Origin of the sequence: Massilia cellulosiltytica (assembly GCF_047325105.1) — a bacterium.
In the GTDB taxonomy this organism is placed as follows: Bacteria; Pseudomonadota; Gammaproteobacteria; order Burkholderiales; family Burkholderiaceae_D; genus Telluria; species Telluria orientalis.
Window position 1 is genome coordinate 7168022 of record NZ_CP168562.1, and the last position, 21182, is coordinate 7189203.

General features: G+C 54.7%; 19 protein-coding genes. 6 read left to right on the forward strand and 13 right to left on the reverse strand.

All coding sequences use genetic code 11. The features are described from left to right. Nucleotides 1-187 precede the first annotated feature (187 nt). Entirely contained in the window at nucleotides 188-874 is a 687-nt protein-coding gene (locus tag ACEN9H_RS31535) for an HNH endonuclease (protein ID WP_413673286.1), read from the reverse strand. A gap of 166 nt (nucleotides 875-1040) precedes the next feature. Between ACEN9H_RS31535 and ACEN9H_RS31540 the strand changes: the two genes are divergently transcribed. After that, nucleotides 1041-1289: a helix-turn-helix domain-containing protein gene (locus ACEN9H_RS31540; RefSeq protein WP_413673287.1), complete on the forward strand. Its 249-nt coding sequence runs from the start codon at nucleotides 1041-1043 to the stop codon at nucleotides 1287-1289. 421 nt (nucleotides 1290-1710) lie between these two features. Here ACEN9H_RS31540 and ACEN9H_RS31545 read toward each other — a convergent pair whose 3' ends face one another. Both ACEN9H_RS31545 and ACEN9H_RS31550 read right to left on the reverse strand, forming a co-directional pair. Next, nucleotides 1711-2058: a hypothetical protein gene (locus ACEN9H_RS31545; protein WP_413673288.1), complete on the reverse strand. Its 348-nt coding sequence runs from the start codon at nucleotides 2056-2058 to the stop codon at nucleotides 1711-1713. Nucleotides 2059-2388: 330 nt separating this feature from the next. Next, complete coding sequence (locus ACEN9H_RS31550; protein WP_413673289.1) at nucleotides 2389-3747, reverse strand: hypothetical protein; 1359 nt, start codon at nucleotides 3745-3747, stop codon at nucleotides 2389-2391. 248 nt (nucleotides 3748-3995) lie between these two features. On the opposite strand from ACEN9H_RS31550, the gene ACEN9H_RS31555 reads away from it, so the two are divergent. Continuing rightward, the gene (locus ACEN9H_RS31555; RefSeq protein ID WP_413673290.1) at nucleotides 3996-5600 is read left to right on the forward strand and encodes a hypothetical protein; all 1605 of its coding nucleotides are present in this window, start codon (nucleotides 3996-3998) and stop codon (nucleotides 5598-5600) included. 54 nt (nucleotides 5601-5654) lie between these two features. Here ACEN9H_RS31555 and ACEN9H_RS31560 read toward each other — a convergent pair whose 3' ends face one another. The 4 genes from ACEN9H_RS31560 to ACEN9H_RS31575 are packed head-to-tail and all read right to left on the reverse strand — an operon-like array spanning nucleotide 5655 to nucleotide 8801. Continuing rightward, nucleotides 5655-7124, reverse strand: a complete 1470-nt coding sequence (locus ACEN9H_RS31560; protein WP_413673291.1) for a ThiF family adenylyltransferase — start codon at nucleotides 7122-7124, stop codon at nucleotides 5655-5657. Beyond that, nucleotides 7121-7603, reverse strand: coding sequence for a hypothetical protein (locus ACEN9H_RS31565; protein ID WP_413673292.1), 483 nt, complete (start codon nucleotides 7601-7603; stop codon nucleotides 7121-7123). The genes ACEN9H_RS31560 and ACEN9H_RS31565 overlap by 4 nt, the downstream gene beginning before the upstream one ends. Continuing rightward, nucleotides 7600-8079, reverse strand: coding sequence for a hypothetical protein (locus ACEN9H_RS31570; protein WP_413673293.1), 480 nt, complete (start codon nucleotides 8077-8079; stop codon nucleotides 7600-7602). The genes ACEN9H_RS31565 and ACEN9H_RS31570 overlap by 4 nt, the downstream gene beginning before the upstream one ends. Next, nucleotides 8076-8801 carry a hypothetical protein gene (locus ACEN9H_RS31575; protein ID WP_413673294.1) on the reverse strand — a complete coding sequence of 242 codons (726 nt, stop codon included), beginning with the start codon at nucleotides 8799-8801 and terminating at the stop codon, nucleotides 8076-8078. The genes ACEN9H_RS31570 and ACEN9H_RS31575 overlap by 4 nt, the downstream gene beginning before the upstream one ends. A gap of 389 nt (nucleotides 8802-9190) precedes the next feature. Here ACEN9H_RS31575 and ACEN9H_RS31580 point away from each other — a divergent pair, with 389 nt between their 5' ends. After that, nucleotides 9191-9547 carry a helix-turn-helix transcriptional regulator gene (locus ACEN9H_RS31580; protein WP_413673295.1) on the forward strand — a complete coding sequence of 119 codons (357 nt, stop codon included), beginning with the start codon at nucleotides 9191-9193 and terminating at the stop codon, nucleotides 9545-9547. After that, nucleotides 9537-10097 carry an ImmA/IrrE family metallo-endopeptidase gene (locus tag ACEN9H_RS31585; protein ID WP_413673296.1) on the forward strand — a complete coding sequence of 187 codons (561 nt, stop codon included), beginning with the start codon at nucleotides 9537-9539 and terminating at the stop codon, nucleotides 10095-10097. The genes ACEN9H_RS31580 and ACEN9H_RS31585 overlap by 11 nt, the downstream gene beginning before the upstream one ends. A 99-nt stretch (nucleotides 10098-10196) precedes the next feature. Here ACEN9H_RS31585 and ACEN9H_RS31590 read toward each other — a convergent pair whose 3' ends face one another. The 4 genes from ACEN9H_RS31590 to ACEN9H_RS31605 all read right to left on the reverse strand — a co-directional run bounded on the left by ACEN9H_RS31590 (nucleotide 10197) and on the right by ACEN9H_RS31605 (nucleotide 14653). Next, a complete protein-coding gene (locus ACEN9H_RS31590) occupies nucleotides 10197-10775 on the reverse strand; it encodes a hypothetical protein (protein WP_413673297.1) in 579 nt (192 codons plus the stop codon). Nucleotides 10776-10939: 164 nt separating this feature from the next. After that, nucleotides 10940-12121: a hypothetical protein gene (locus ACEN9H_RS31595; RefSeq protein ID WP_413673298.1), complete on the reverse strand. Its 1182-nt coding sequence runs from the start codon at nucleotides 12119-12121 to the stop codon at nucleotides 10940-10942. After that, the gene (locus ACEN9H_RS31600; protein WP_413673299.1) at nucleotides 12081-13523 is read right to left on the reverse strand and encodes a hypothetical protein; all 1443 of its coding nucleotides are present in this window, start codon (nucleotides 13521-13523) and stop codon (nucleotides 12081-12083) included. Before ACEN9H_RS31600 ends, ACEN9H_RS31595 begins: the two co-directional genes overlap by 41 nt. Next, a complete protein-coding gene (locus ACEN9H_RS31605; protein ID WP_413673300.1) occupies nucleotides 13520-14653 on the reverse strand; it encodes a caspase family protein in 1134 nt (377 codons plus the stop codon). The genes ACEN9H_RS31600 and ACEN9H_RS31605 overlap by 4 nt, the downstream gene beginning before the upstream one ends. A 486-nt stretch (nucleotides 14654-15139) precedes the next feature. On the opposite strand from ACEN9H_RS31605, the gene ACEN9H_RS31610 reads away from it, so the two are divergent. Both ACEN9H_RS31610 and ACEN9H_RS31615 read left to right on the forward strand, forming a co-directional pair. Further along, a protein-coding gene (locus ACEN9H_RS31610) for an IS3 family transposase (protein WP_413673301.1) occupies nucleotides 15140-16274 on the forward strand; the annotation gives its coding sequence in 2 pieces (ribosomal slippage) (nucleotides 15140-15393 and nucleotides 15392-16274; 1137 coding nt in all). 806 nt (nucleotides 16275-17080) lie between these two features. After that, nucleotides 17081-17758: a methyl-accepting chemotaxis protein gene (locus tag ACEN9H_RS31615; protein WP_371770680.1), complete on the forward strand. Its 678-nt coding sequence runs from the start codon at nucleotides 17081-17083 to the stop codon at nucleotides 17756-17758. A gap of 1 nt (nucleotide 17759) precedes the next feature. Here ACEN9H_RS31615 and ACEN9H_RS31620 read toward each other — a convergent pair whose 3' ends face one another. Together ACEN9H_RS31620 and ACEN9H_RS31625 are read right to left on the reverse strand one after the other, a co-directional pair. Continuing rightward, nucleotides 17760-19295, reverse strand: a complete 1536-nt coding sequence (locus ACEN9H_RS31620; RefSeq protein WP_413673302.1) for a glycoside hydrolase family 28 protein — start codon at nucleotides 19293-19295, stop codon at nucleotides 17760-17762. A gap of 130 nt (nucleotides 19296-19425) precedes the next feature. Further along, the gene (locus tag ACEN9H_RS31625; RefSeq protein WP_413673303.1) at nucleotides 19426-21171 is read right to left on the reverse strand and encodes a ClcB-like voltage-gated chloride channel protein; all 1746 of its coding nucleotides are present in this window, start codon (nucleotides 21169-21171) and stop codon (nucleotides 19426-19428) included. Nucleotides 21172-21182: the final 11 nt, after the last annotated feature.

Below are 21182 nucleotides of genomic sequence, written 5' to 3' on the forward strand. Positions count from 1 at the left end.
TGATTTTCGACCTACGAAAAGCAGCGGTTTGCCCCAGTTGTATGGCAATCAGGTGGTCGTTTTACGTTCAGGCGAGCTGGCTCATGCTACGTTTGTTTTTCCGCTTCCAGTTAGTTATCGGCGAATCAAGTTTGCTCTCGCGCTTGACCTTACGCTCAGTTATTGGCCTGAGCTCTGGCATTAACCGTTAATGCCTGCTGATACCGCTTAAGTAACCCTTGGTATGATGTTTTGCAATATTGCACTCGTTGCATATGGTCATCCCGTTGCTGTAGGTCGTTTTTCCACCATCAATAACTGGCAAGATATGGTCAACTTCTAAATGACGGCCGAGCTTAAGTAAGGTTTCCTTATTTCTGAGACATACTTGACAACAATATTTATCGCGCTCGAATATGATGAGGCGCAATTGACTTGGAAAGCATCGGGATACGTATATTTTGTTGCGCATGAGAACAATTTTTGCCACGAGCTTTGCGTCCGCCCGGTCGCGTGTTTCTCGCTCCATGTTCAGCTTCTCTAGTCTTTCCGAAAAATATATAGGAATGGTTACCGATCGCCGCTCGCATACGAGAGAACCCGATGGAGTCTGCGTGAGTCCGACGTACAGTTCAGCTGGTTGACGGTCCATATTGTCAGGGCAGTTCTGCCGGAACTGTTTGAACGCCCAGTATGCCCATCGAGATCGAATAAAGCATCGAGTCACATGTAGCAAAACCCCATCGCTGGCGGTGGCATTTTTGCCCTTGTTGAAAATTTCGAAAACACGAGGGCCATACACAGCGCCCGTAGATAAAGCATCTATTATGAGAATATCTCGCGCTCGGTAGGAGTACGCTTTTAGCTTCTCTTCTACAAATCTCGGTAGAGCCATGAAAAACTCCTTAAATAGTTATTCCGGAAGAGTTTTTTCGAGGTAAGTTCTAACGCGTAATATTTGAGTCCTGTTTCTCCATATAACATCAGAAATTACCAATATATTGTGAAGACTCCCTTGATACATATCGAGAGAATCTCTACCAATATATTGGGAGATTTTTTTGGATCCAGCAGTCGCTTTCGGGAAGGTTTTACGTGCCGTCAGAAAAGAGGCAAGGCTGTCCCAAGAGCAACTGGCCTTGTCCGCAGGAGTCGAACGTAACTTTGTTAGCCTCATCGAACGCGGCATAAACCAGCCGACAATTCGCGTAGTGTTCAAACTGGCCGAGGCGCTGAATATGTCGCCAGCAAGGCTTGTTGAATTGACGGAACAACAAGTAAAATTTCCGCAGGAAGCAGCCGTTCAGTAACGGTCGGCCGTTGGCGTGTGCCACCGGCGATCTCCGCGTGAGAGCAGCGTACCTTGAGCAGAAGCCGCGACGACAGCTTAGGTTCGCTGTTCGGATGAGTCAGAACTCCGGCGAGCGCACTCACTACACTAGTTCAAACGAAGTACTTGGCGTGGCCATCGGGACCATTGAGAGCTGTTCTGTATGGGGCGGTCGCTGTGATATCGAACGAAAAACTTGAGCAAGTGGCATCGGGAGGAACAGCGTTTGACCGGTACTCGGCCCCGGCGCTTTAGGAGATTGATGTCGAGGCCGCAGGCGGCAGGTCGCAAGCTTAAACGCAACGGTGCGGCCGGCGCGTCCTGGGCGGTAGGCATGGGGCAGAAAACGAAGCAAAGATGAGCAACTCGGGGAATCTACAACAAAACTTTTTCCGTCGTTCTCAGGATTGCCAGTCAATCACGACATTATCTGGAATAGTTGCACCACTGGCATCAAGCACCCAATACCGTGCTAATAATGCGTTGTCTGTGTCCACAGGTATCGTGTTTCCCCCTAACGCACTGATCACGCGCATCAATCCAGGCATACGTTCGTGTGCCTGTTTCTTATACGGATGATCGTCAGGGGCTCCGTTATAAATTGCCTGCATCCTATACAGTTCAGCAGCGACATTGCGGAGAACTGCGGGTCTGTGCTCGACTTTAAGTAGTTTCTGCAGTTCGCTCGGTTGGACGATGCCCTCCGCTACCCCATCAATTGCCTGTTCGATTTTATTCGCATCTTCCATATCTGTTCCCGTTAGACAAGAATCCAGCCATCGTTCGACCATACCATGTCAAGAGGCCGTCCCCTCGCGTTAGCGCCTTGCAACATAGACCGCACTTGTGCGTCAACGCTTCCTTGTAGTATGGCTTCTGCGAATTCCCGGGTCGGCGCAATCCCTTTCGGGATGGTGAGCGTGAAAGTCATTACGCCCAATTGCTGTGCACTGCGCGGTAGCTCACGAGCCAGTAGTCGTGAGAAGCCGGAAGCTCGTACAAGAGTGCAGTCAGATCGAACTTCTCCCCGTCCGGGCGTACTAACTGTTTCAGCGGATAGTTTCGTTGTTTTGTGTTGTTCATGGTTTCCTTGCAGTTAGCTTGTCGTGGCGATTCAGCGCATCTTGGTAAAAGTCCCGTACTTGCCGCCAGGCTTCCGGAATCTCGAAGCAATAGCTGTCCTTCGGTAACGCCTCAAATTCCTCAAGAGTAAACGAACGCTCCCGTTCTTGCTTACTGATCGCGTTTTCTTTTGCGAACCAAGCCAAAGACTGAAATTCTAACGCTACTCGCCCGAAGTGCAGTTCACTTATACGTACCACACCGCGCATCAGGTTGTTCGGGTCGACGCACAACTGGATCGCACTTTGGCCGTCCATGATCATCGTGGCGTGGCTTCCGTGCTGGAGGAACAGCGATTTCAGATACTCCATATCCGTCATCACAAAAACAGCCACCTTCCCCGCGATGAACGGAATCAAGTTGTCCGGTTCTAGCGTTACCGTAAAAGGTAGACACGGAACCCAGCCTGGATCGGCGGTCAGGATACGAGGCAGCACCCAGGGCCGTACCAGCTCGTCCAGTATGCCCATCTTGTCTATCGATGTCACCGCGGCATAGTGCAGACCAGGCTCAGGCGAAACGATGGAGTATCCGTCAGCGCGGGCCTGCTGGATGCAGTCGTTCATCAGACGCCGATAATCATCGCCACCGGGCATCGGTAGCCGCTCAACATTATGCAAGCCCTTGAATTTTTCGGCACCGTCGTTCTGATAAAACGCTGTCACCTCGTTTAGAAGCTGTTGCTGCCTGGCGGCACGCGCCCCAGATGTTTTGCTGCTTTTCACTTCTAACGGCAAAGGATCTTCGCCGGCCAACGAACAGACATCGCCTATGCGTATCATGTTCGTTAGATCCGACAAGACAACAGGAAGGCCCTTCTGGAGACAGCCTTCTAGAACCTCCCATTCGAGGTCAAAACCTTCTTTGCCGGTGATGAAGCCGGCCTCCTGTTTGATGTTGTAGTCCTGATCGTACAGGAGCAATTTCAAATTGTAGGGGCTTTGGTAAACGCAGGCAGCGCCATCCCCAAAACACTTCCACAAAAAGATCCAATGTCGGGCCTGGTTGATAAGAATCGAGCAGTCCTCGAGCGTCCGTTTGACCCTTTTCGATTCTGCCCGCTCTAGGCGCCCCTTCCGCAACGAGCTTCGCAGCTTTGCCTCGACCTTCCGGGCACGAAGAATGACGCGCTCCCGCGAGCGAATCCGATGCACCAGATATTGCTGAAGCCTGAGCAGCACCTCAAGCTTCCCCGAGTCTCCGGCCAGCACATTCAACAGTGCCGCAGCGTGCTTAAGTTTGCACACGTCGGAATGGGAAAGGTGCCACAATTTAGCTTCCTTCATCGCGATCCTTTCAGTTAAGGCGATGCCCATGGAGGGACGGGCCTCACGCTGCGTTACCTCCGATGATAATAGCCTTACCTTGGGCTGACGCTGAATTCGGAGAATTCGTTGGCTATCAGCCTAGACTGCTGATCGAAAGCGTGTGGCGCGAACAGCAAAAGGTTAAGTACAGCCAGCTGGTCGCCCACATGGTGATCTTGCATATTGCGTAGGGCAGGATGGTTCAGAAAGACATCAAGCCAAGCGCTTGCCGCTAGCAGAACGGAGAAAACAATATTATGAGTAACGACCCCTTTTCTGAAACCCCTTATTACGACGAATACAAGGCGATCCGTAATCGGTTGCGCGCCTACAATCCGGTCGCGCTGATCGGGATGTGCTTGCAGTATCTTCACAAGCCAGTTGCAAAGCCCATGGACTATATCGAACGCCATCCTTGGTGCGTGCTATTGCTGATTAAGTGGATCTTGGTCGATGAGAAGTTCGCTGATCGCAACCGGCCGGCGCCAACGCAGGCGCAAACCGTCAAGCTGGTGCAGCAGATGATCAACCTGGCGGGTAAGGTGAGAATGCCATCAGAGCACGACTACATCACGCTGTTTATCCGGGCAATGCTTTTCCAACAGGTCCTGTACCAGCGGCGATCGTCGATCCTGCTGACAGGCCGACAAATGCTTTACTTCGGAGGATTAGACGAAGCGCATTACATTCCCCGCACCTTTCATGAGGTGACGGGGATGTCGCTGAACCGTTTTCTGCAGCTGGCCCTGGCATTTCATACCGCCTTTCTGGACGACGGACCAGTCCGCCACCGCATAGGAACTAGGTGGTTCGGTGATCTGCAGAACGCCGGCGAAACCGACGATATCGAGCTGTTTCTTGGTTTGCTGTCTGATTCCTTCCTGGGCATACGAGAGACGCTGCTCGCGCGTGATGCCAAAACGCTAGAAGCTGGCCGCAAGCCACGTGCGGCTTCCGAGTATGCTGAGCAGACACCGCTGATACAAACTCCACTGCTCCCTTCGGGACTGGGCGACTACGTCGTGATCGATCCCTGTCTGCTGGAGAACTGTCTGGACAACTTTATCTACAACACCCTGCGTGGCCACCATGTCCAGGATTTCATGGGCCATTTCGGCCCCATATTCGAAGACTATGTGCGCCTGGCAGTGGAATACAGCCGGCTACCGTTCCGGACAGAGGACGAGCTCAAGCTTCTGCTGGGCGCGAAGCAGGGGCGCAACCTCATCGATTTTGTAATTACAGACGAAGACGCGCATGTGTTCCTGGACGCGAAAGCCGCTGAGATGAACTACCGCGGCACCGTTACCCACGATGCAGTCGAGCTAGCCAAGCTGCTGGACGCGTCGTTGCTGAAAGCAGTGAAGCAGGCCAATAGCGTTATCGCGGACCTAGTACGGTTGAACAGTGATGATGCCGTTTTCAAGGCTAGGAAGCGGCATTATCTGATCGTTGTGACCTACGCCAGGATGAACATCGGGAATGGTCGTGCACTAGCAGACGCGGTTGGTATGACAGCGATAGAGGCGGTGGTGGCGGATCAGCCAGGCGGTCTACAAATACCGATCGAAAACATGTACTTCCTGACTATTGAGGAGTTTGAAAGGCTGGTCGCCCAGGTGGCCGTCGGTAGCATCGGCTTGGTGGAAGCCTTAGAACGGGCCAAAAAGCTGGACGCTGATCCAGCCACCAGCTCGTTCATGTTCGAGCAGCACCTTGCTAAGTGGGGCATGGCCGGCACCGCGCCGGATTACTTGATCAAGAAGACGACAGATGCGCTTGATCAGATCGCCGCCAGCTTAAAGCAGTATCAAGTACCGGCGTGCGACAATCATAATGTGGCGGGGAATATTCATTGGTAAACGCGGGTATAACCAATCTATCAGGGCAGCGATGACTATCGCTGCCCAGTCTTGTCATATTGAGAAGAGTGCTGGTGAAGCATACAACTCAGCACAACAGGAACACCGTTCCTTGCGGTGCCGAAGTTCATGCATGTGTACAGAAGGAAGCTTGAAAATGTGCTGTGTCCAACCTTCGCTTGGATTCTTGTGGGATTGAAGATCCTTCAAAAGCATCATGAACCCGGCTACACCAGCCAACAAAGAAGCAAATGCAAAGGGAACGTCAACCGTTTCGTGCGAGTTCGGTAACTGGATATTTCCAGTTGCACACAGCCTAGGCAGCACTGACCTCAACGGTTCTCCGACAAGTGACTGAGGTGACACGTTTAGTTTCAAAGCAAGCTGCTGCGTTTCGTCGAGGAACAGCCCGCGCGAAGAGTCCAGAAGATCTCGCACGCGCACCGCTTGAATGCCTGTTTGCTGGGCGAGAACTGCAACCTCATCCTGAACGCTGCTGATATCCTCAAGGTATTCACAGCCCATACAGGCCCCTTTACCGTCAGTAATGTACCTGCCAGCACCTATCCGAACGCCTGCGGTCCACATATTGATTGAGCTTTCGGGGAGCTTTAATGCTGCATGTCTTCGACTTTCAGCTGAGTCTAATCCGGCTATGACGCGTCCGAGTGGCTCAACATATCCGCGTTCGTGGCAGTAGTTGTTTAGATCTTTGCCATGCGCTTGCGCAATAAGATCCGGATGGGCAGCAGTCAAACGCGCTTTTATCGCATCCACCTTAAGCTTTCCAACATCAGCCTCAGTCATAAAGGCATAGCGCTGGCCGTTGGATTGACCATACCGATCCTGGTCGACCAAGTTTAAATTGCCGACAATAGCGTGTGGCCAGTTCTCAAGCAACCACACTAGGCCATGCGTCACAGCCCCAGTCCCAAAAACTGTTGTATTACCCAGGTCCAGTGGTTCTACGCGTAAAGCTTCGGTGCCGCAAATCTCGTTGAGATCGAAGATCATTGACCGAATCTCGACGGGATTTGAGTCAGCTAGCTCGTTGCGGAAGATGGTCTCAAATACCTGTGCGGCTGCCAACGCGGCGGCGAACGCCGGACCTACTGGGTTAGGGTCTTCACTACCCATCGAATCTTGGCCAAAATGTGCGATCCAACCATTAGCCGCGACACGGATATGTTCTTGCTCTGCCGATGGCGCATTACACCCGATCGCTACGACACAGTTGTAAGGAGGCTGCCATTGAATCCGTAGCCCCTCTTGTGGCGACCCTCCTGAAGTTGCCGCCTGAAGAGCTTTCTGATGATTTTCCGTTGCGCTAGCCCCATAAAAGTCGATGTTGGGCCAAATCCTGGCCAGCGTGTCAGCAAGGACGGTCGCTAGAAGCTGCGAGCTAGCCGGCACGCGATCATCTGGCGTAACTATTGCGATGCGTGTATCCAAGAGCCGGTTGACTAACGCATCCGACCTAAACAACGCCTTTAAAGCTTGGGCATTTTTTTCCTTGGCGCTCATACGATTTTGATCCTTTCGGAAGTTTCTGCCCGCGACCACAAGCGCCAGTCACGCTCTTCACGCTCGTAAACATTTACGCCCTCAAAACTTATCAGGCCATGTTGACCATAGAAGGGCACGATGATGCTCAACGCCCCTACATGGCGGACGACCTCCCACTCCCTGTCCAGCTGGGACATTCGAACATCCGCTCCCGGATGGGTATGAAGCTGGATTACGCTACGCTCAGACCTGTCGAAGTTGTCGAGTTGTATCCGTTGCAACTCTGCGCCTTCGATATGCACATAGACGCCCGTCGAAGTCATCCCAGGAGTCTGTTTGGGGATTACACAGCGGCTGATCGGTACCGCGCGGTCAGCCAGTCCAAGCTCGGATTTTTTGGCCGTCCAGATTGCGAATACTTCGTGGTTGCCGCTGCGAAATGCCCTCTCAGTGTCCTGTATTGCGGACAAAGGTATGAGCCACTGGTGAATCTTCATGAACGATGTACTCCTGCTGAATTGAGGTCAGTGGCTAGCTGTTGGATCAAACCAAGAACTGTATAGCGCTTGTCAGGGCGCAAAAATGCCCATGACCGATCTTGATGGCCCGAATGATTGTGGTACTCCTTCCATCCTGGGAAACAGAACCAGCATCGTGGCTCGTTTTCAATACCGGCCGTATGAAAGCCCATGCCGCTAGGTATTCCTGAGTCACCATTAGACAAAGGACGCCCATCAGGCGCAATCCACCAGCCACTAACAGGTCTGTAGGGATAATCAGTTCCGTCAACGCGCAGCATTATCGTCGTGCCGTGGCGATACCAATCTAACTCCACATCAAGAAAGGGAAATTGGTATGCCACGAGCTTCAGCCCTGCTGCCGCGTAATTTTGCGGTCGCGACAGCAAAGGCTGAATTGCACGCTCAAACGATACTTGCGCCAACGCCGGATGGACGATTGGCGCGTTGTTCATTTACGTGCCCCTCCGCCGCCGTTATTCCGGGTAATCGACAGGAGATGGCCGTCTCGCACCCCAGCAGCCTGCAGCGTCGAATTCATAGGCAAGGGAGCGGTTCCAAGGTTGCGATCAACCATGGAGAAGTCGGTGACTTGCGGCCTGTCTTTCGGTGCAAGGCTTTTTTTGATCGCCTCCTGCACGGTCAGTTCGACTGGGAAACGCGTCGCGTGGTCTTCACCGTCCAGCAAGACTGTGACATCGTAAAAGCGATCGTCATGCTCGCGCTTCACCGTGAAGAATTTATCTTCATTCTGAAGCACGATACGGCTGCCATCCGCCACCAGGACGTCTGCAACGTCGTCCAAATCAGCCCACAGATCGACATCTTCTTCTCCTGCAACATGTTTCAGCTCAGCAGCCGTCATCTTGGCATGCTGAAGCTTGTCGACATGATGCTCGAACGGCTTATCGTTGAGCTTGAAGTGCAGCGCCCGGCGACGGACTGGATTGTCGGGAACTCCTGCTACAGTGGGACCGATGCTGAATCTTTCACCACCACGGATGAAAATGACATCGTCTGTGGCAATGGGAACATCAATTTCCCCTTCGACCTCAAGGAGAAGCTGATCTGCAGTGGCAAGACCTGCCAAGCTAGCCAAGTGGCTGCCGAGGTTGGCGCCGGGGAAAGTGTGTCGTTCTTGACGGTCAATATGGACTACTACATTGTGGGCAGGCATAAGCTGCTCCTTTCAAAAAGCGAGTTTCATCACTTCCGTCACAAAATGTGACAGAAAAAATACTGAATTACGCTCGAAAGGCTTGACTTTGAATGCCACCACGAAGACACTTCCAATCGCCAAACCGTACATGGCTTCGTGCTGTGGACACCCAAGGGACAAGCTTTCTAGCTTGTCCCTTTTTCATTTGTACTTCAACATGGCGCTCTCCTTTCTCGATATCAATTGCACACAACACAGTCTACTCTGCTGAAATCAAGTTGGCAAGTGCCATCATTGTCAGTGTCAGTGACATTATGTGCCATGTACGCAACGCAAACATGTCAATGACGTTGACATTGTGTGTGTTGGATGATAAAATACCCCTACACCAAGGGGGAGTACACTTTATGATTTCAGAAGAACGGCTCTATTCGTCTTTGGGCGCTAAGATAAAGCAACTTCGCGAAGGGGGCGAAGGCAGGAAGCGAATGACTCAGGCTGAGTTAGCGCAACTTGTCGGCCTAGAACGAACTTCTATTACGAACATCGAAAAGGGTGTCCAGAAGGTTCCGTTGCATATCCTTTACCGAGTTTGTGAAGTATTCAATGTGGACATTATTGCGGTGCTACCAAAGCTCGGTGATGTGCAAGAGTCGAATGTTTGGCGGCTAGTTATTGGTGAAACAAAATTGCCGCCATTGGCCGCTCAGGCTGTTGAAAACCTACTCGCCAACGAGATAAATGAGGAAACTCATGAGTTTTAATCGTGAGATCGAAAAGAAGGCTCTCGCGCTACTTGAGCAATGCTCCCAAACTCAACCTGCTATAGACGTCGAATCTATTTCGAGGCAGACGGGAGTTAATCTACACAGAGAACAATTGGACGACCAGGTCTCCGGGATGCTTGTCGTCAAAGCAAAAGCAAAGCATATTATTATAAATAAGTTGCACCATCCGAATCGTCAGCGCTTTACTATTGCCCATGAATTAGGGCACCTCATGTTGCATCACAAGGCCGGGGACAAAGTGTTTTTGGACACTTCAATGAGTGTTTATAAGCGTGCTGGTGTGCCTGGAGCATCGACCTATTCCCGCCCTGACTCCACTACAACTCCTGAGCAAGAGCGCGAAGCAAATCTTTTTGCTGCATCATTGCTAATGCCACGAGACGTTCTGCTTAATTATATCGAAGAGCAAGATATCGATTTGGATGATGAATTTGACATATCTCGACTTGCATCAGTTTTTGAGGTAAGTGAGCAGGCTATGTACATTCGTCTGAGCTACTTAGAGCTAATTCAAAGCGCGTACTGATTACTTATTCTCGGCCTTGACAATTGGCAGCGCCCTGTCTGGTGTGTTGTAGACCAGCATCGGTCAGTAAACACTAAGAGACTTTAATACCCAAGCCCGTCACCAAAATTCTTCTTTGACATAATTGCTGACTCTGCGCGCGGGGATTTTTATCAGTCGCTCGTTAGTTTTCTGGCCAAGTTTGAAGTATTCTAAAAAGATCTCATGTTCTTTGCGGCGAATCTCCATAAATATCCCAACTGAATAACCGCAAACGTGCTCCGGATGACCGTCTGCCCAATTCCATACACCGTTGTAGGGAGGGGAGGTCATCGCAATTAACCGATCCTTGTCAGCATTTTTTTCGTGTGCCGGTCGAGAAGATTTTTTGACCTCGACTGCAATAAGATTATCATCGGGAGCAGGTAAGTCGCCACGGGAGTGAACAATTAAATCCGCAGTTATTGGCAAAACTCTGAGCTCTTTATTGATAATCGTCTTAACTTGATCACTCTGCTTACGATTATATTCAGTATCTGTATAGTATTCGAAAATTCGCTCTTGCTTTAACTGACGTTCAATGAAAATGGCTAACCGGCCGCATGTATTGCGCTCACTGACATCACTGAGCAGCCAGCTTCCTTCATATTCCAAGAACGCCGTGAGTGCGTCGTCAAAAATTAGTTCTGGGCTTCGCACGTAAATCTCTCATGGTTTAGTGTAATGTTTTAAATCAGCGACCAGTTATCGTCCCTTGTTGATTATGTCGTACATGCATAAGCTATCCTAGACTCTAGCTCATCTAGAAATACTTACCGTGTGGTCACGACTGTGATGGGGCGAGCGGCTCCGCAGAACTGAGCTCAGCCGCATAAACTGGCCTCGCGAACGCCTTCGCCTGGTACGCTCTCCAAGCGAATACTTATACCTTCTTCCTCTTTTCCTGTGCGCATTTCGAATGGAAAACCGGGATCACGAGATCTGTTCGCCCAACGTTCATAAGCTCCATTCGGATAATTGAACAATAGCAAAGCATCTGGAGTGGCCGTCAGAGCACGTGCGATTGCGATATCACTAGGGTGCGTTTCATGCCGCTCACCATCCGTCGTAAATAGATAGCGACGTGCTGGAAGCTTGAGGGCCAGTCTCTTCGTTAAGTTAGCCGAGCTACCATGGTGAGGTAATTTGAATAAGTCAAGGCTCAGTTCCTCTAGTGGCAATTTTGCCGCAGATTTAAGTAGCACACCTGCGTGCGCATCGGCACCCAAGAGTATGCGGATTCCGCCGTATTCGAATATGAAAGCGATTGAGCTTCCGTTAGTCACAGAGCCATCGGTTCTTGTCGGTGTATCGGCGAGATCTGAAATCGAAGCATGTCCTGCGCTCAATGCCTCGATGTTCGTATGGTCTAGCGAGTTTGCTTCACTCTTAATGTCTGTAGGTGTTGCCGGCGCCGACTCCCGTTCGACCCACAAGTCCCAGACCTTCCTCAATGCGGCTAGCTGATCTCTAGATGGCGAAAGAATGGTGATAATTGCCTTAGACTCGCATAAGGTTTTATATACTGGCATATCCTTTTCGGTCAAGCAAACGGCGCTTTGACCGAACGCTTGATTCCAGGAGACTCCATCACGGCCGAGCAATTCTGCCAGTTGCCTTCCCTCCGCTACAGCCATCGACTCTCGCCCTAACTCCAAGTGCTGTCGTCCGTTAAACCAGATGTCACCAAAGCGAGTGGCGATAGACTTATCAGATAACAAAGAAAGCGTGCCTCCGATATGGTCGAGGTCAATGTGAGTGACGACTAAGAGCTCCCATACTGCATCTCCGCTCTTACTGAGTACCTTCGTTAATCGCTCGGCTGTAGAAGCGACTCCAGCATCCACGACTAGGCGGAAATGTTTCATCCCATCCCCATAGCTCACGACAATACAATCGCCATGCTCGGCCGCTATAGCATGAACTTCGACCCAATACTTTGGCTTTTCAAGGGAGGCAGACAGATCAGACATCGAATACACAAAATGGTTGGTTTGGATCAACACGTAGCGATAGCTCTCGCACGTACCTGCTCGCTGCCTCAAGTTTACGGTAGGTCTGCTCGTCTTTAGCTCGGTGCTTGGCCTCACCTTCAAGAATTGCGAGGTTTGTCACCATCATCTTCAGTCCGTGGCGAAATAAAGGCGGGCCTCTACGCACGGCTTCTAACGCAGCGCTTAGAGCGTTCCTAAAGGGATTTTTACCGCCATGTTCGTAGGTTAGGTTTTTTAGACTATCAGCGGAGCTCTGGAGAAGCATCGTCGTGAACAAAATTGCCCCGTCCGGCAAGCTAGAATACCGATAGGCTAAGTTCAGGATCCACTGCCGCCAGTTCTCGTGCGCTCCCGGCCAATCGCCTACTTGGACGAGCACATAGCCGGCTGCAGCAGACGCATAAGGGTTCGCCCATTTGTTATAGAGCAGCTCAGTTGCATTGTTTAGCATTCGGATTGAACCACTAAGGTCTCCCTGCTGTAGGAAGTCTAGAAGCCCACCAAGGTCAGGATCATCCACCTCGACACGAAGGGATCGAGCAAGTGTGTTGCCAATAACACGTTCATAATAGTCAGCGTAGACATCTGCAAGTTTTCCGTCTCGTTTCTCCCATCTACCTGGAACACATGCAACTTGGATGGGGCTCAGTTTGTCCTCAGCTCTGTATGAAAGCGAAAAATAGCGCGAGCCTTTTCCTTCTTGTGACTTGTCGCCAACAAGATGCCTGTTACGTAGTGGCGTTTTCCACCTCGCGAATGGCGACTCCTTGTTTCCATGCAATTTTGCACCTTGAACAGCAGCAATTTCACCAACAAGTTTAGCTGTGACACTATCTGACGGTGACTCAGGCGATGGTAACTCCCGTCGGGGCTCCGCTTGTAGCCGCGCTATCCCGACAAAATCATGTTTAGGTTGAACTAAGTCGCTAGCATGGAATCCTGGCAAATTTGCAATGGTTATTGGTTCCTCTGCCTTTGGCATAGGCAACGCAGACCACCATTCTCTAGGGACTGTTGGCTTCTTTTCTTCGAATCCGTCCAAAATTGCGTTTGGCACAGCACTGTGTGGGACAACGGACTCCTGTATCGCCTTGCGCTGTCTCTCGGGCTTTTCGACAAGCTGCTTCGGCAGAAAAACCAGTGCAGTATCATCACCAGGCTCGACATAAACGCGCTTCATCAAAAGCTGGCCTTCAGGGGTCCGTAACCGGATTAAGAAAGCCCCAGGCTTTACTTGAACTCGAGTAGGCGTGCCACCCCCGCGGACCTGGAGATTGACCACTATTCCTCCAACAGCAAGACGTTCTTCACCGTTATCGCGTCCCAGTTCAAACACGTCGGCTAGTGCCACCCTTGGAAGTCTGGCACCGGCCGGCTGACCAACACTAAAATCGAATTGAACGGTCGTACTCATGAATTCTCCCCCAAACACGGTATAGACACGTCTACGTAAGGCGGCGCAATAACTTCTTTAAGTGCTTGGCCGTGTACGTGGGACCCCGTTGGGGTTGCTTCAATCGCTTCAAAATCATATGACCGGCGTACAATGTCAAAGCTGTCCGGCCAGTTGCCAGCTGTACAGTGCTCAGCGCTGTCCACATGCAACGCACTTACCGCTTCAATATCCCTTGGCTCGCAGGAAACCCGGACAGGTACTAAAGGATCGCCTGGGAGCGCATGGAAAGAAAGGTTACTTGATAGGGTACCTCCTCCATAAGAAACCTCTTGTCCGAAACCTTCAGGTCGCAACTGTATAAGCCATGAGAGAGCCATTCTCAACATATCGGTTTTGATGACCCATTGACGTCGTTGCGTCGACACCGCCCCTGCACCTTTCATAGCGCGCAAAAACGCATCCATGAATAATGACGGGCCATTCGCAAAGCCAAATGCGCGTGTTCCAAATTTGCTTGCGCGAATGAGACATTGCTCTGACTTTGCTAGGTTCTCGTTTTGTGCCTCCTGAACTATGGTTCTAGTGCGCACGTTCTTATAGCGTTCTGAAAAGCGAACTTCGGTGCTGCAGGCATCGATGAGGAAAAGTTGGCGACGCCCCTTCATCTTGCGCATAGAGTTTGCCAGCTCTTCCGGTTCTATAGCGTTTTCGAAAGGCGCACGATGGTTAGACCCAAAGTCTTCGGCTAAGAGAAACTGCATGTCGCCGATCCGCAGGCCATGACCACAAAAATAGAAAATTGCTAAGTTGTCTTCATGCGTGTTGACGTCATCAGCCCAGTCACCGACATCGTTAGCGATGTTATCGAATGTTGGTGCGAGCAATCCTAGCGGTGACGAACGATTTGCAGAGGATCCAAGGGCTCGAATCGTATGCAGTGGGGTGTCCGCCACATTTAGCTCAAGTTCGAGCCATTTAGCAAAGGCTTCCACAGAGTGGAGGGGCGTTTCAAGATTAGCAAAGCCGCCTCTCGGAGTATCATCCTCCAAGAGGCTTGCTCCTTGAGCATCTGCGAATTGACCAACACCTATGAGTACTACATGGACACCAGGCTCGTTCGGTTGGCGATTGTCGAATATCAATGCCATGTTGACTGAAACCCTTCACCATTACCTTTGTTATCGACAAGTACGCTCTGAATTTCAGAAATATGGACGAGCGACATCCCATCGCCAAGAAAATTCCTCACACCTGCTCCCTTTAGTAGAACATATTTGCCATACGGCGTTTCTCACACAATCTGAGCCCTAGCAAGAGAGACGCGCATTGACCCAACTATACAGGCAGTCTCCCCGGGCAACAAACTGAACGGCTGTAGCTCTGGTTATGACGAGACCACTGGAATCGCTGGGGGTAAAGCATCAACAGCGTGATACTGGTTCGCTCACCTTCCTTAGTCAGGCAAGCCTCAAGCTGCAGTTCCTTCTGAATAGCCCGGCCACACACTGATCCTCTAGGCACGTCTGAACCGCTGCTGGACTTCCCCCACTCTGGTAGACATTTCTGACCTATGATTGGACTTCCCCCACTCTGGTAGACATTTCTGACCTATGATTTGAGCATAGGAGAAATGAATGAGCACACAGCGTTATACGCCGGAATTTAAGGAAGAAGCAGTTCGCCAGGTCGTCGAGCGGGGCTACCCCGTTCCCGAGGTTGCGGCCCGGCTGGGGGTGTCGGCCCACAGCTTGTACAAGTGGGTCAAGGCAGTGATGCCGACGAAGGACGAAAAGCAAAGTGCCGAGCTGGTTGAAGCAAAAAGCGAGATCCTGCGGCTGCGCTCCCAGATGCGCCGTCTGGAAGAGGAGCGCGATCTGCTAAAAAAGCCGCACGGTACTTTGCCAGGGAGCCCGAGTAAAGTACCGGTTCATGAACGACCATCGGCACGAGTTTTCCCTAGTGCTGATGTGCCGCGTTTTGAAAGTGGCTAGAGCCGGGTTTTACCAATGGCTGCATCAGCCGATATCGGAACGAGCGAAGGAAGATGCCCGTTTGGTTGAAGCGATACGGCATTCGTATTCGGCCAGCGGCGGCGTGTATGGCGCCAACCGCGTCTTTGGCGATCTGCGGGAGGCCGGCGAGACCTGTGGCCGAAATCGTGTAGCCCGGCTCATGCAGGTTAATAAAATCAAGGCCGTACGCGGTTATAAAGCGCCCAGAAGGATTGCTGGGCGACCTTCGATCATCGCTCCTAACCGGCTGAATCGGGAATTTACCGTCGATGCTCCCGATCAGGCCTGGGTCACCGATATCACTTACATACGGACGTGGCAGGGCTGGCTTTACCTCGCAGTCGTGGTCGACCTTTTTGCACGCAAGGTCGTCGGTTGGTCGATGAAGCCAACCTTGTCTCGCGAGCTGGCGATCGATGCTTTGCTGATGGCGGTTTGGCGACGCAAACCCAAGAACCCCGTGCTCGTGCATTCGGATCAAGGCAGCCAGTATGGCAGCGATGACTGGCGACGCTTCTGCAAAGCCAACAATCTTGAACCCAGCATGAGCAGGCGCGGCAACTGCTGGGATAATGCTGTCGCCGAATCGTTCTTCAGCAGTTTGAAAAAGGAGCGCATCCGCAAGCGCATCTACAAAACCCGAGACTTGGCACGGGCCGATATCTTCGACTACATCGAAGTCTTTTACAATCGGACTCGGCGCCATACCCATCTGGGTGGTGTCAGCCCCGAGGCCTTTGAACGCGCCTCAGCGTGAGGTCGGAATTTGTCTAGTGAACTGGGGGAAGTCCAGTTGTACTTTGTCAGAAGGCGATATAGAATTGGCATGTCGCTCAGCGGCATTTTTTACAAAAGCCCCCCTGCTCAAAGCAGGGACGAATTCGCCAAAATTCCGCGCTTCAACTCTCTGTACTGCCACATTGTCTGCATGTACGGTCGCGTGTTAATTCCTACAGTCTCACCTTAAAGCTCAGCGCGTCACTGGGCCCCAAAGAGATGGGCGTCTCATGCATGATGACTCTAAGCGACGCTTTAGGGCTGTGCTGAACCTTCGAACTAAGACTGACGCACTGGCCTGGTCGCTACCCACAATTCCATAGCTTGGGCCCTTCTGCTGCTGCACTGCGCTGTTCTACCAACAGATTGACACGGCTTGAAGGAGTCTACTCATTCACGGTCAACACGCTATCAACACTTTTCGGTGGGCATAACCATTCTAAACCGGAATCCGTTTTCCACTGATGAAAGCCCGCTCTTCGCAAGAACAGCGGGCTTTTTCTTTGCACATGCCGATGGGTTACCAATGTGTGCCTGATCGCACTGCACAGGTCTTGAGCGTTCATCTTTTCAGCGTGTTCACGTTACGTGAACAAGAAAAAATCGTGAACAACCGGGCGAGCCTGCCCAATATTTGGGCTGGCTCACGCCCCGGGTGCAAATCCTCTCCCCAGTTTGATTCAAGTTAGTGCATGTAACTACAGCAGCCACGAATCTGGCTGGCATAAAACCTGCATCAGCTACTGCATCAGCCGCCGCCGGCGGCCACCCCGATCGGAGCCCAGGATGCACGCAGACACTCTTCCCACCTCATCCACCGCCCAGCCCGACGTCAAACTGTCCGGCGACGTGTTCGGCGCCCTGATCAACCTGTCCGGCCGGCGCCGTTTCACGTCGCAGCGGGTCGTGCTGTATTCGGTGCTCGCATCGCTCGGCCATGACGGCGCGGACAAGACGGCGCGCGACACGCTGGCGGCGTTCCGGGACGCGCACATCACGCTTGTGCAGGGCAAGCAGGGTTTGCCGGGCATCTTTTGCCAGCAATTGCGCGACGCGTATTTCGGCACGATGCGGGGCGACCAGATCATCCGCGACTTCATCGCACTGGCCGAGAGTACGCTGGACGCCATCGGCACGACGTCGCGGCGCGCGCCCGCGCTGCTCGACGAGCTGGTGCGCAGCGCGACGCCGTTGCTCACCGTGCTCAATGCGCTGACCCTCGTGTACGAGGAACAGTCCAAGCGCCATGCCCTGCTGCAGCGCCGGCAGATGCAGGAATTGATGGGGGACATCAAGACCATCGCGCGGCAGGCGCGCATGGTCGCCTTCAATGCCCAGGTCGTTGCTGCGCGTGCCGGCGACGTCGGCAGGGAGTTTGCCGTGGTCGCGAGCACGATGACCAACGTCACCGGCGAGATCGATGCGCTGGTGCAGACCGCCCTGGAGGGGTCGCTCGCCTACTGAATCAGATGCGCTTGCGCCGCACGGTGCCGGGAACGTGCTGGTCCTGGACCCTGCGCGCATCGCGCACCGTGAAGTCCGTCACCGACCGCAAGTCGAACAGCGCCGCGCCGCCGCTGCCCGGCTGGGCGTTGACCGCGCTGAAGACGGCGTCCCGCACGTCCTCCAGCACGAAGGCGGCGCGCGCCTCGGGCTGCGCATACGTCACCGTGACGTGGTCGACGTCGACGCCGGCCGCATGGCGCACGTACAGGCCATAGGCCGGGCAGGGCCCGAACATGCCCGGCTCGGGATACGCTGCCGGCTTTTCCAGCGGGACCGCGTCGCGGAGCATGGCCGTGCCGCCGCCTTCGACGTGCAAGCGCAGGTTCGACAGGTGGATGTCCTCGACCGGATGACCGGGCAGGCCGCTGATCGTGCTGGTAAAACCCGCCTGGGCACCCGAGACGACGATGTTGCTGATGTTGACGCGCCGGATGGTGCCGACCGGCGGCGCATCCGGCCCACGCAGGCGCGCGCCGAGGACGATGAAGATGGGATCGTTGGCCACCTTGCGCATGGTGATGTTGGAAATCGTGAGGTCTTCGATGTGCGAACCGTCCACGCTTTCGATGGCGAGGCCGCGGCAATCGTCGAAAATGCAGTTGGTGATCGTGATGTTCCTGAAGTCGCCATTCGATTCCGTGCCCAGCTTGATCCGCCCGAAGCGGCCCGAGTGGTAGTCGGGTGCGCTGCGCTTGAATGTCCCGTCCAGCAGCGTGCCGACGTCGAAATTCCCGGCCACGTAACAATCCGAAATGGTGATGTTGTCGCAGGCCGCGATCCGGCCCAGTGCATACGACGCCTTCAGGCAGATGCCGTCGTCCCAGGGCGAATTGACGCTGCACCTGGAAATGCGCACGTTGCTGCAGCAATCGATGTCCATGCCGTCGCGATTGGTATCGATGCGCAGATTATCGACCGTCACGTTGCTGCATCCGGTCGCGAGTATGCCGAAATGGCCCCCTCGCAAGATGCCGAAGTCGCGCAGCAGGACGTTATTGCATTCGCGTAGCGCGATCGCCTTGTTGCCTTCGCCCGGCCCGCCGTCCGCGTCGTAGCGTATGCTCCCGTCGGGCAGCTTCCGGTAGCCCGGATTGAGTCCCTTGCCATCGATGTGGCCGGTTCCGGTGATCGCAACGCTGTCCAGGCCGATGCCCCAGATCAGGCTGTTTTTCCAGTGGCTGTGGCCGAAGTCCTGGTAATTGCCGCCCGCGACATTCGGTTCCGGCAGGTCGTATGGCGCGACCTTCCAGTCCACCGCTTCGATCACCGCGCCCGCCTCCAGATGCAGCGTGACGCGGCTGCGTAGCCGGATCGATGCGGACAGGTAGCGCCCGGGTGGAAAAAGTACGGTGCCGCCGCCGGCCTTGGCCGCCGCCTCGATGGCGGCGTTGATGGCGCCGGAATCGACCGTTTTACCGTCGCCGCGGGCGCCGTAGTCGCGCACGTCGTGGCGCGCCGCGGCTTGCGCCTGCGCGTTGCCGAAGGCGGACAGCATGGGAAGCGAGGCCGCCAGTCGGGCGGCTGAACCAAGCAAACGACGGCGGGTAAGTGTGCTCATGGACCGATACGCGGAAGAGTGGGTAATCTCTCGATGTTATCGATCTCACAATATATGTGCAAGCAGTTTATGCCTCCACCTGCATCCCCAGCGGCGCCCGATTCAGCCTGACATACGCATCCAGCACATCCGTCTTGTGCACGGCCCCGAGCAGTTCGGGGTCGAGCGCGCTGCGCACGGCCGGCAGCCGCTCGCCGAAGTGGCGCATGAACTGGCGCAGCGCGTCGTCCAGGCCCATGTCGGCCGTGACGACGGGCAGGGCGTCGGACCGGGCGATGTCGGCGCAGGTGCGGGAGGATGCCTCGTCCCGCTCGTACAGCGCGGCCACGTCGTGCAGCGCCACCACGCCGCGGTAGCGCCGGGCGGTGTCGACGAGGTAGACGTATTTCACGGGATGCTGGCGGAACAGTGCCGCGGCCTGCGCGATGGAGGCATCGAGCGGCAGGACGGTGTCGGCGGGACGGATCAGTTCCTGCATCCGGATCGCGCGCAGGCGTTCGCGTTCCTGCTCGTCGGCCGCGCGGCGGGCCGTGATCTCGTACATCGACGGCCCGTTCACGGCGCGCGCGACGCCGAAGGCGACGACGCAGGCCAGCATCAGCGGCAGCATCAACGAATAGCTGAGCGTCATCTCGAAGATCATCAGGATCGCCATCAGCGGCGCGCTCGTCGCGGCGGCCAGCAGGGCGCCCATGCCGACGGCGACGAACGCGGCCGGCGCGGCAGCCGTTTCCGGCGTCAATGCCTGCGGCACCAGCGCGAACAAATGGCCGACGGCCGCGCCGACGAACAGCGTGGGCGTGAAGATGCCGCCGATGGCGCCGGATCCGCTGGTGAGCAGCGTCGCCGCGATCTTGCAGACGAGGACGACGAGAACGGCCTGCCATAGCCAGGACTGGTGCAGCAGCGCGTTCACGACGCTGTAGCCGTTGCCCCAGACCTGCGGCACCCAAATGGAGATGGCGCCCACGCCCAGGCCGCCGAGCGCGAGGCGCAGCGGCAGCGGCAGGCCGCTGTCGGCGAACAGGCCGCGCGTGCGCTGCAGCGCGACCAGGAAGGCCGGCGCGATCAGCCCCGCGAGCACGCCCAGCGCGACGAACCACACGACCTCCAGGTTGGCGATGGGCGCGAACGCGGGCATCTCGTACGTCGGGTGATAGCCGGGCAGACGGCGCATGGTGATGTTGGCGACGACGGCGGCGACCATGATCGGCCCGAGGCTGTTCATGGTGATGGCGCCCAGGATGATCTCGGTGACGAAGAACGCGCTGGCGATGGGCGCGTTATAGGCCGCGGCGATGCCCGCCGCCGCGCCGCACGCCACGAGCAGGCGCAGACGCTCGGTATTGAAACGGGCGATGCGGCCGACGACGGACGCGCTCATCGCCGCCAGCTGGATCATCGAGCCCTCGCGGCCGATCGAGCCGCCGGACGCGATCGACAGCAGCGACGATACGCTGTTCACGAGCGTAAGCTGCACCGGCACCTTGCCGTCGCCGACGGCCACCACTTCCATGTAGTCCGCACGCGCACCGCCAGCATGGCGGCGCGCCAGTACCAGCACGCAGCCGGCCAGCAGGCCGCCCGCGCATGGCATCAGCAGGCGTGCCTGCCAGGGCAGTGCGGTCGCGATGTCGACGAACGAGCCGCTGCGGCCGAACAGCAGCGCCTGCAGCAGCGTGAGACCGTCGCGGAAGAGGAGCGTCGCCAGCGCGCCGGCGCAGCCGACGAGCGCCGCCCACAGCAGGATGGCATTGGCGCGCAGCAGCAGCGCGAGCCGCGTGCGCAGGCGATCGGGCGAAGAAACGTTCATGGTGAGGGAGC

Coding starts and splice junctions, on each gene's coding strand:
- ACEN9H_RS31535 (WP_413673286.1), bottom strand. CDS start 874: ATGGCTCTACCGAGATTTGTAGAAGAGAAGCTAAAAGCGTACTCCTAC.
- ACEN9H_RS31545 (WP_413673288.1), bottom strand. CDS start 2,058: ATGGAAGATGCGAATAAAATCGAACAGGCAATTGATGGGGTAGCGGAG.
- ACEN9H_RS31550 (WP_413673289.1), bottom strand. CDS start 3,747: ATGGGCATCGCCTTAACTGAAAGGATCGCGATGAAGGAAGCTAAATTG.
- ACEN9H_RS31555 (WP_413673290.1), top strand. CDS start 3,996: ATGAGTAACGACCCCTTTTCTGAAACCCCTTATTACGACGAATACAAG.
- ACEN9H_RS31560 (WP_413673291.1), bottom strand. CDS start 7,124: ATGAGCGCCAAGGAAAAAAATGCCCAAGCTTTAAAGGCGTTGTTTAGG.
- ACEN9H_RS31565 (WP_413673292.1), bottom strand. CDS start 7,603: ATGAAGATTCACCAGTGGCTCATACCTTTGTCCGCAATACAGGACACT.
- ACEN9H_RS31570 (WP_413673293.1), bottom strand. CDS start 8,079: ATGAACAACGCGCCAATCGTCCATCCGGCGTTGGCGCAAGTATCGTTT.
- ACEN9H_RS31575 (WP_413673294.1), bottom strand. CDS start 8,801: ATGCCTGCCCACAATGTAGTAGTCCATATTGACCGTCAAGAACGACAC.
- ACEN9H_RS31580 (WP_413673295.1), top strand. CDS start 9,191: ATGATTTCAGAAGAACGGCTCTATTCGTCTTTGGGCGCTAAGATAAAG.
- ACEN9H_RS31585 (WP_413673296.1), top strand. CDS start 9,537: ATGAGTTTTAATCGTGAGATCGAAAAGAAGGCTCTCGCGCTACTTGAG.
- ACEN9H_RS31600 (WP_413673299.1), bottom strand. CDS start 13,523: ATGAGTACGACCGTTCAATTCGATTTTAGTGTTGGTCAGCCGGCCGGT.
- ACEN9H_RS31605 (WP_413673300.1), bottom strand. CDS start 14,653: ATGGCATTGATATTCGACAATCGCCAACCGAACGAGCCTGGTGTCCAT.
- ACEN9H_RS31615 (WP_371770680.1), top strand. CDS start 17,081: ATGCACGCAGACACTCTTCCCACCTCATCCACCGCCCAGCCCGACGTC.
- ACEN9H_RS31620 (WP_413673302.1), bottom strand. CDS start 19,295: ATGCTGTCCGCCTTCGGCAACGCGCAGGCGCAAGCCGCGGCGCGCCAC.
- ACEN9H_RS31625 (WP_413673303.1), bottom strand. CDS start 21,171: ATGAACGTTTCTTCGCCCGATCGCCTGCGCACGCGGCTCGCGCTGCTG.